This is a genomic window from Bradyrhizobium sp. AUGA SZCCT0222, assembly GCF_018130205.1.
Classification (GTDB): Bacteria; Pseudomonadota; Alphaproteobacteria; order Rhizobiales; family Xanthobacteraceae; genus Bradyrhizobium.
In genome coordinates this window covers 51,487-60,649 of sequence record NZ_JAFCLX010000044.1, presented here as the reverse complement: position 1 = coordinate 60,649, position 9,163 = coordinate 51,487, and the positions used below count along the sequence as shown (strand labels likewise).

General features: G+C 61.0%; 8 protein-coding genes. 5 read left to right on the top strand and 3 right to left on the bottom strand.

Annotated elements, in window-relative coordinates; translation table 11 throughout:
- Window positions 1-668: 668 nt before the first annotated feature.
- Entirely contained in the window at window positions 669-1,259 is a 591-nt protein-coding gene (locus JQ629_RS37295; RefSeq protein WP_249135340.1) for a hypothetical protein, read from the bottom strand.
- Between JQ629_RS37295 and JQ629_RS28945 the strand changes: the two genes are divergently transcribed.
- Complete coding sequence (locus JQ629_RS28945; RefSeq protein ID WP_349631338.1) at window positions 1,236-2,849, top strand: putative bifunctional diguanylate cyclase/phosphodiesterase; 1,614 nt, start codon at window positions 1,236-1,238, stop codon at window positions 2,847-2,849. The two genes, JQ629_RS37295 and JQ629_RS28945, sit on opposite strands and share 24 nt — an antisense overlap.
- A 31-nt stretch (window positions 2,850-2,880) precedes the next feature.
- Here the strand turns inward: JQ629_RS28945 and JQ629_RS28940 are convergent, their stop codons facing one another.
- Together JQ629_RS28940 and JQ629_RS28935 are read right to left on the bottom strand one after the other, a co-directional pair.
- Window positions 2,881-3,435: an ActR/PrrA/RegA family redox response regulator transcription factor gene (locus JQ629_RS28940; protein ID WP_192736382.1), complete on the bottom strand. Its 555-nt coding sequence runs from the start codon at window positions 3,433-3,435 to the stop codon at window positions 2,881-2,883.
- Window positions 3,436-3,518: 83 nt separating this feature from the next.
- Window positions 3,519-4,868, bottom strand: coding sequence for an ActS/PrrB/RegB family redox-sensitive histidine kinase (locus tag JQ629_RS28935; RefSeq protein WP_212415503.1), 1,350 nt, complete (start codon window positions 4,866-4,868; stop codon window positions 3,519-3,521).
- A gap of 160 nt (window positions 4,869-5,028) precedes the next feature.
- Between JQ629_RS28935 and JQ629_RS28930 the strand changes: the two genes are divergently transcribed.
- From JQ629_RS28930 to JQ629_RS28915, 4 genes are all read left to right on the top strand, one after another.
- Entirely contained in the window at window positions 5,029-5,820 is a 792-nt protein-coding gene (locus JQ629_RS28930; RefSeq protein ID WP_212415502.1) for an ABC transporter ATP-binding protein, read from the top strand.
- Window positions 5,817-6,635, top strand: coding sequence for an ABC transporter permease (locus JQ629_RS28925; RefSeq protein WP_212415501.1), 819 nt, complete (start codon window positions 5,817-5,819; stop codon window positions 6,633-6,635). The genes JQ629_RS28930 and JQ629_RS28925 overlap by 4 nt, the downstream gene beginning before the upstream one ends.
- 126 nt (window positions 6,636-6,761) lie before the next feature.
- Window positions 6,762-8,111, top strand: coding sequence for a polyhydroxyalkanoate depolymerase (locus tag JQ629_RS28920; RefSeq protein ID WP_212415500.1), 1,350 nt, complete (start codon window positions 6,762-6,764; stop codon window positions 8,109-8,111).
- 197 nt (window positions 8,112-8,308) lie between these two features.
- Complete coding sequence (locus JQ629_RS28915; RefSeq protein WP_212415499.1) at window positions 8,309-9,160, top strand: M48 family metallopeptidase; 852 nt, start codon at window positions 8,309-8,311, stop codon at window positions 9,158-9,160.
- Window positions 9,161-9,163: the final 3 nt, after the last annotated feature.

Below are 9,163 nucleotides of genomic sequence, written 5' to 3'. Positions count from 1 at the left end.
CAAATCAGGTGCATATATTCGCCCATCCCGTCCTACTCAGAAGGGCGTCGGCCGTCGTCACGGACGTTGGGCGGGTTGCGGTGGACGCTGGTTTACGCCTCGACGACGGCGTGGATAAGCGTACGGCAAAACCGTGTGGTCCTGGCACCCGTTGCAGGTGTCAAGCTGTCGGAGAAGCGCGAGCGGAAACGATAGCGACGGAGTCAACCAAGAACTCGTCTCCGGGGAGAGCACGGCATAAGCCGTAAAGCCATTGCGCAGGGAAGGCTGGGTGTTCTCCGCTGCCCTGTATGCTCGTGTGCACTTTGTTTTGTGCAAACCGCACGCGAGACCGCGGGTGCAGCGCGCACCCGGTCTTCCCTGCGCCCTCTGTTTTCAGATGGCGAAAGGTCTCTTGCAAAACTTCGCGCGTAGCAGCGGCGAGATCGCGAAGTCATGTCTGCTCTTTGAAGACTGAATCGAAATGCGCATTAAGTTCCGTTGGTGGAACTCTGATCTCCAGCACTCGCGGGCGCGGGCATTCGATGAAATTGAAATGCAATTGGATGTCGAGATGTTCACGTGCCCTTCACTACGATCGATCTTAGATATCGCGCGTGGGGCCTGTCGCACGCGATCTTAAGCCGCCAATCCTACTCCAATAAGACAGCCTGCCGGTACTGCGGACATCAGGTGTTTGAGCGCCACACCGGCGCGGTCAGCAGACAAAAGGCAACGCAATCGGGCCAAACGAAAGCAGGCCCTAACGTCGCGCGGTTTCGCGCGGAAGGACAGATCAGGCACCGCAAATGATGGGTCCCACGCGCGGCAAAAATCGCCTTTTGCGGCTTGTAGCGCCCTTCGTGGCGGTTGTGATTTTTCAGGGGCTTCTGGCCGGCCTTAGTCTGGAGCTGCTCTCGTCGGTTCGCGCCTTTGTCGGCGGCGAGGGCATGTGGTCGAAGAGCCAAAAAGACGCCATCCACTTTCTCTCGGTTTATTCCCAGACCGCTGACGAAGAGTCCTTCGACCGGTTCAAGAAGGCGATCGCCGTTCCGCTCAGCGACCGGGTCGCGCGACGTGCGCTGGAGCAGCCGGCCCCCGATCTGGATGCCGCCCGGGACGGCCTCCTGGGAGGCGGAAATCATCCCGCCGATATTCCAGGAATGATCCGGCTCTTCCGCTATTTCCAGCACGGCCCATATGTCAAAACGGCGATCCGGCACTGGAGAGGGACAGATCCATTTCTGGATCAGCTGGTGTCGCTTGGCGACCTCCTGCATGAGGAATTGTCCAGCGGTCCCGCGGTCGGCGGGCGTGCAGCCTTCCACAAGGAGCAAATCGATTTCATCGATCGGCGGCTCGCGCCCCATGCAAGCGCCTTCTCGGAGAATCTTGGAGAAGGCTCGCGGTTTCTCAAGTCCGTGCTGACGGTGGCAAATCTGCTGACGGCAATGTCGCTGGTTTCGCTGATTGTCTGGCATACGCGCAAAATGCTGAAGCAACGAATGCGCTTCGAGGCTGCCGAACAGGAGTTCCTCGCAAAGCTGTCCTGGGAGGCATCGCATGACGCCTTGACGGGCCTGGTTAATCGTCGCGAATTTGAAACCCGCCTTGGAGCGGCGCTCGACCGGCTGTCCAATCAGCCCAGCGAGCATTCCCTGATGTTCCTCGACCTCGACCAGTTCAAGGTTGTCAACGACACCTGTGGTCATGCCGCGGGGGATCAATTGCTAAAACATACGTCGGCGTTGCTGCAGGAGAATCTTCGCGGCGCCGGCCTGCTGGCGCGATTGGGCGGCGACGAGTTTGGCGTTCTGTTGCAGGACTGCGACGCCGGTTCGGCGGTCGCGATTGCGGAACGCCTCCGGCTTGCCGTGCAGGAGTTGAGGTTCGTCTGGAATGCATGCTCCTTCAATATCAGCGTCAGCGTCGGTCTCGTGCATGTCGCCGAGGCCAATGCCATGGAGGCAACGCTGCGGGCGGCCGACATGGCCTGCTACATGGCAAAGGAGAAGGGACGCAATCGCATTCAGGTCTACCATCCCAGCGATGCTGAACTGGTCGAACGCGTCGGTGAAATGGCCTGGGTGCAGAGGATCAGGAACGGGCTTGATGAACAACGGTTCTGTCTGTTCGCGCAGGAAATTCGCTCGCTCAACAAGGCTGAGCAGGATCGTTCCCATGTCGAGTTGCTGCTCAGGTTGCGCGACGAAGACGGAAAACTGGTCCAGCCCGGCAGCTTCATGCCGGCGGCGGAGCGCTACGGCCTGATGCCGCTGATCGATCGCTGGGTCATCCGAAACGCATTTGCCTTGATCGCCGAACGGTTGAGTTGCTCCGAACCGACTCAACTATCGAGCTGCGCCATCAATCTCTCCGGCGCGACGTTCGGCGACGATGATTTCGTTGAATATGTACGCCGGCAATTCGATATTTACCGGGTGCCGCCCGGAATGATCTGTTTCGAGATCACTGAAACCAGCGCGATCGCCGATATGCACAGCGCCAAACGGTTTATCGAGGCGTTGAAGAAATTGGGCTGCCGCTTCTCACTTGACGATTTCGGCACCGGTATGTCGTCCTTCTCGTATTTGAAGCACCTCCCGGTCGACTACATCAAGATCGATGGCAGCTTCGTCAGGGAAATGCTGAACAGCAAGATGGACCGGGCGATGGTCGAAATGATCGTTCACGTCGCCAAGGTGATGGGAAAGAGCACGGTTGCTGAATTCGTCGAGAACGACGAGATACTCCCAGCCCTGCGCGAAGTCGGTGTCGACTATGCGCAGGGGTATGCGATCGGGAGGCCGTCGCCGTTCAAGGACATGTATCCGCTGCCTGCGGATGCTCCTCATCGAGAAGTAGCCTGAAGGACCGAAGCCGCCGATCCCTGCCGGCAAATTACCGCGGCGCGCGCTTGGCCAGAATGCGCTGCAGGGTACGGCGGTGCATGTTCAGGCGCCGCGCGGTCTCCGAGACGTTGCGGTTGCACATTTCATAGATCCGCTGGATGTGTTCCCAGCGCACGCGGTCCGCCGACATCGGGTTCGCCGGCAGTTCGGATTTCTCGGTGCCGCTGGCGAGCAGTGCGGCGACCACGTCATCGGCGTCGGCGGGCTTCGAGAGATAGTCGACCGCGCCCATCTTCACCGCCGTGACGGCGGTGGCGATGTTGCCGTAACCGGTCAGCACGATCGCGCGCGCCTCGGGGCGCTTGCGCTTCAGCGCCGATACCACGTCGAGCCCGTTCCCATCGCCGAGCCGCAGATCCACCACGGCGAAAGCCGGCGCGGAACGGCCGATCTGGGCGAGGCCGTCGGACACGGTATCGCACGACGTCACGGCGAAGCCGCGGCTCTCCATCGCGCGCGACAGGCGCTCAAGAAACGGCTTGTCGTCCTCGACGATCAGAAGCGAGCGGTCAGTGAGATCGTTCAGTTCGGTAATGGCGTTCAAGATCGGGTATCCCCCGGGTTGCGTTCAACATGATATGGCGTGACGCGAAGGCGCTGCCAAGGCCTCAAAAGTCGAACAGGCCGTCATTCCGCATCCCTGGAACCATTCCAGGAGGCATCATCGGCCGACGTGTCGTCCGCTTCGAAGCGTTCGCGCGGCCAGACGATTTGTACCACAGCGCCGTGATCGGGAAAGGTCCGGTTGGTAAACGAGACCTTGGCGCCGGTGCGCTCCAGCAGGGTACGGGCGATGAAGATGCCGAGCCCAAGGCCGGCACGCGCGCTTTGGTCCTCATCGGTGCTGCGCCGGCGCGATAAATAGGGCTCGCCGATGCGTTTCAGCATGGCGGGGGCAATGCCCGGGCCGTCGTCGGAAATGATCATCTCGACCGTATCGGCGTTCCACCAGGCGTTGACCTCGACCGTGGTCCGGGCGAAATCGACCGCATTTTCCAGAATGTTGCCAACGCCATAGAGGACGGCGGGGTTACGGGCGCCGACCGGCTCACGCGTCGCTGCGACCGCTAGCCGCACCTTGATGGCGACGCCGAAATCGCGGTGCGGTGCAACCGTTTCCTCGATCAGCGTCGACAGCGGCATGCGATCGAACGGTGCGCCGGAGGAGGAGAGCTGGGTGATCTTGGCCAGAATTTCGCGGCAGCGTTGCGCCTGCTCGCGCAGGGTTTTGAGGTCGCCGGCGAGCTGTTCGTTGCCGTCAACCGTCTTTTCGAGTTCGCGCGAAATCAGGAAGATCGTCGACAGCGGCGTGCCGAGCTCGTGCGCGGCAGCGGCGGCAAGGCCGTCGATCTGGGTAAGGTGCTGCTCGCGGGTCAGCACCAGTTCGGTGGCGGCCAGTGCGTCAGACAGTTTCCGGGACTCCTCGGTGACCTGGAACGCATAGAGCGAGGTGACGCCGATCGCGACCAGGATCGAGAGCCAGACGCCGAACAGGTAGATCGGCGGCAGCACCAGCGGATCGTCGCTGTCCCACGGCAGCGGCAGATGGAAAAACACCAGTGCGGAGGCGCAGGCGACCGCGAGCACACCAAGTGCAATGGTCAGCCGGATCGGCAGCGCCGTCGCCGAGATCAGGACGGGGGCCAGGAACAGGAACGAGAACGGATTTTGCAGCCCGCCGGTGAGGAACAGCAGCGCCGCAAGTTCGACGATGTTGAGCGCAAGCAATGCGGCCGCATAGACCGGTTCCAGCCGCTGCATCGGATTGAACGCGATCTGCAGTGCGAGATTGACCAGCGCCGAGAGGCCGACAATGGCGACGCAAGGAATAATGGCAACGTCGAATTCCAGCCCGTGCGCCACGATGAAGATCGCGCTGAGCTGGCCGAGCGCCGCCAGCCAGCGCAGCCGCAATATCGTATCGAGACGGACGTGGCGGAGTGGATGGCGAAAATCGGAGCCGGAAATTTCAGTCATTCCGCAACTTTAGCCGCGTGGCGCCGCGATCACAAATTCGCGCCCGATTCCGTCGGTATTTCTCCGTCATGGCCGGGCGTAGCGGTCTGAAGGACGGCTGTGCCCGGGCATGACGACCTTCTTGCACTAGCCGCTGCAATAGCCCAATGAACAGGGCCAAATGGTCAATAATGACGCCGCGCCAATGCCGCTGCCCGCAGCCGATCCGGCAGGATCCGCGATCGAGGTCGCGCATCTGATCAAACTCTACAAGACCACCCGCGCGGTGGACGATGTCTCGTTTCGCATCGCGCGCGGCAGCATCACCGGCCTGCTCGGCGGCAACGGCGCCGGCAAGACCACGACGATTGCGATGATCATGGGGCTGGTGCTGCCGACGTCGGGCCGCATCCAGGTGCTGGGACATCCGATGCCCGAACAGAGCGCCGAGGTGCTGGGCCGGATGAATTTCGAAAGCCCCTATGTCGACATGCCGATGCGGCTCACGGTGCGGCAGAATCTCACCATCTTCGGCCGGCTCTATGCGGTGGAGAACCTGCGCGAGCGCATCGCTCAGCTTGCCGCCGATCTTGATCTCGAGGAATTCCTCGACCGCGCCAGCGGCAAACTCTCCGCCGGCCAGAAGACCCGCGTTGCGCTGGCGAAAGCGCTGATCAATCAGCCTGAACTGTTGCTGCTGGACGAGCCGACGGCCTCGCTCGACCCTGATACGGCCGATTGGGTGCGGCAGCATCTGCAGGATTACCGCAAGGCCTATGACGCGACGATATTGCTGGCATCGCACAACATGCTGGAGGTGGAGCGGCTGTGCGATCGCGTCATCATCATGAAGCGCGGCCGGATCGAGGATGACGACAGTCCCGATCAGATCATGGCGCGCTACAACCGCGCGACATTGGAAGAAGTGTTCCTCGACGTCGCGCGCGGGCGGGTGAGGGAAGGCGCGCCATGAGCGGGATCGCAGTCCATCACGGAATTTCGGTGCATCGCATCAACGCGATGGTGCTGCGCTATTGGTATCTTTTAATGTCGTCCTGGCCGCGGCTTCTGGAGCTGATCTACTGGCCGGTGCTGCAGATCATCACCTGGGGTTTCCTGCAGAACTACATTTCACAGACGTCGAGTTTTTTCGCCCAGGCCGGCGGGTCGCTGATCGGCGCCGTCATCCTGTGGGACATCCTGTTTCGCGGCCAGCTCGGCTTTTCGATCTCGTTCCTCGAGGAAATGTGGGCGCGCAACCTCGGCAATCTGATGATGAGCCCGCTGAAGCCGATCGAGTTCCTGATCTCGCTGATGGTGATGAGCCTGATCCGGCTTGCGATCGGCGTGATCCCGATGACGCTGCTGGCGCTGTTCTGCTTCGACTTCAATTTTTTCGCCATCGGCCTGCCGCTGATCGCGTTCTTCTGCAATTTGATCTTCACCAGCTGGTCGATCGGGATCTTCGTGTCGGGTCTGGTGCTGCGCAACGGGCTGGGCGCCGAGAGCATCGTCTGGACCCTGATGTTCGGCGTGATGCCGCTCGCCTGCATCTATTACCCGGTGTCGGTGCTGCCGGTCTGGCTGCAATATCTCGCCTGGACGCTGCCGCCGACCTACGTGTTCGAGGGCATGCGCGCGCTGTTGATCGACCACGTGTTCCGGACCGACCTGATGGTGTGGTCGCTCGCGATCAACGCGGTGCTGTTTATCGCGTCATTTGCGATCTTTCTTGCCCTTTTGCGCAGCGCCAAACATCACGGTTCTTTGCTCGGGGGTGGCGAATAAGTCACAAATTGCCGTGTATTGCTGAGGTTTTTAGCCATTTCTCTACGTATATATACTGAGGTGTGCATTGACGCATTATTGCGCATTCGGCACTGTGTTGCGGCGCAAAAGAGGGATCAGAATTCAATGCCGATTGGTGAGTTTGGCGGAGCACCGCCACTGGTGGCCGAAGGCAGTCCGGCACTTACGACGCCGATGTACTGGATGTACGAAATGGGCCACGCGTCGCTCAATCCGGCACGCGCCGTGACTGATGCCACGAAGATCCTGTTTCAGAACCCGCTTAACCCGTGGTCGCACACCGAATTCGGCAAATCGATCGCCGCGGCCTGCGAATTGTTCGAGCGCACCACGCGCCGTTACGGCAAGCCCGACTGGGGTCTCGACACGACCGAAGTGAACGGCGTCCGCACCGCGGTCGAGGTTCGCTCGATCTGGGAAAAGCCGTTCTGCCGCTTGCTGTATTTCGATCGCAAGCTGACGCGGCCGCTGCGCAGTCCGCAGCCGCGGGTGCTGATCGTGGCGCCGATGTCCGGTCACTACGCGACGCTGCTGCGCGGCACCGTCGAAGCCTTCCTGCCGACGCATGAAGTCTACATCACCGACTGGTCCGACGCGCGGATGGTGCCGCTGGCGGAAGGCCGCTTCGATCTCGACGACTATGTCGACTACGTGATCGAGATGCTGCACGTGCTCGGCGGCAACATGCATGTCATCGCGGTGTGCCAGCCCTCGGTGCCGGTGTTGGCAGCCGTTTCCGTGATGGAAGGCGCCAACGATCCCTTCGTGCCGCTGTCGATGACGCTGATGGGCGGCCCGATCGACACCCGCCGTAATCCGACCTCCGTGAACAATCTCGCCGCCGAGCGCGGTATCGAATGGTTCCGCAACCACGTCATCACTAAGGTGCCGTTCCCGCACCCCGGCGTGATGCGCGACGTCTATCCTGGCTTCCTGCAGCTTTCGGGCTTCATCACGATGAATCTCGATCGCCACACCGACGCCCACAAGGCGCTGTTCAGCAACCTGGTGAAGGGCGATGGCGATCTGGTCGACAAGCACCGCGAATTCTATGACGAATATCTCGCGGTGATGGATTTGACCGCAGAATATTACCTGCAGACCGTCGACGTCGTGTTCGTCAAGCACGCGTTGCCCAAGGGCGAGATGATTCATCGCGGCAAGCTGGTCGATCCGTCCAAGATTCGCCGCGTCGCGTTGATGACGGTCGAAGGCGAGAACGACGACATCTCCGGTCTTGGACAAACCGAAGCGACGCACTCCCTGTGCACGTCGATTCCCGATCATCGCCGCGTCCATTACGTGCAAAAGGGCGTCGGGCACTACGGTGTGTTCAACGGTTCGCGGTTCCGCTCTGAGATCGTGCCGCGCATTTCCGATTTCATGTTGTCTTCGGCCAATACCAAGCCGAAATTGGTCGCAGCATCAGACAAATTGGTTGGGGCTGCTGAATAGTGTCGATTTCAGCATCGATTTGACGGCTCAACTAAGTCGCTGAATCGATTAAAAGAATCAGGATTCGCGCAGCGCTGAAGGAATGAGTAATATTTCATTTTTTCAACGAAGAGTGAGCCTGGATTCAGCCAAAAAATTTCGGTTCCAGCCCCTGCCGGTAGGGGCGGAATAGAGTCCAGCCCCTGTATATTGGGCAAATGATTTGTTTTTGCGCCGAACGGTTTCAGTGGCGGCTTGAGTGGCAGCGGTTATGGCAGAATCCGGGCGAACTCTTGCCCCCCGGACTGTCAGACATGGCTACTCGCGCCCTCCTCTATCGGCGGCCCGCCGAACCCGCGACTCTTTTGGTCAAACACGGCTCGCAATTCTTTGCGATTCGGCTGCGCCGGCACCGCCGCGCGCGCCGTTACACGTTACGCATTCATCCGACCGATCGCGAGGCGATCCTGACCATGCCGCCGCGCGGCACGCTGGCGGAAGCAAAGGACTTTGCGCAGCTGCATGGCGGCTGGATCGCCGCGCGTCTCGGACGCCTGCCGAAGGCGGCGCCGTTTCAAGCTGGTACAGTGGTGCCCTTGCGCGGTGTTCCGCACCGCATCGTACATCGATCCAGCGAGCGCGGCACGGTGTGGACCGAAACCCGCGACAGCGGGGAGAAAGTTCTCTGCGTCGCCGGCGGCGCCGAGCACATGGACCGCCGCGTCCATGATTACCTCAAGCGTGAAGCGCGCAAGGATCTGCACAAGGCATCATTGGCCTATGCGGAAGAACTCGGCGTCAGGGTCAAGCGGGTGTCGATCCGCGATCAATCGAGCCGCTGGGGTTCCTGCACGTCGGCCGGATCATTGTCATTCTCCTGGCGGCTGATCCTCGCGCCGCCCTATGTGCTGGACTACCTCGCCGCCCATGAGGTCGCGCATCTGGTCGAGATGAACCACTCGGCGCGATTCTGGCGGGTCGTCGCGAAAGTCTGCGGCCATGTCGAGCGCGCGAAGTCCTGGCTCGACACCCACGGCAACGATCTGCACCGTTACGGGGTCGAGGACTGACCA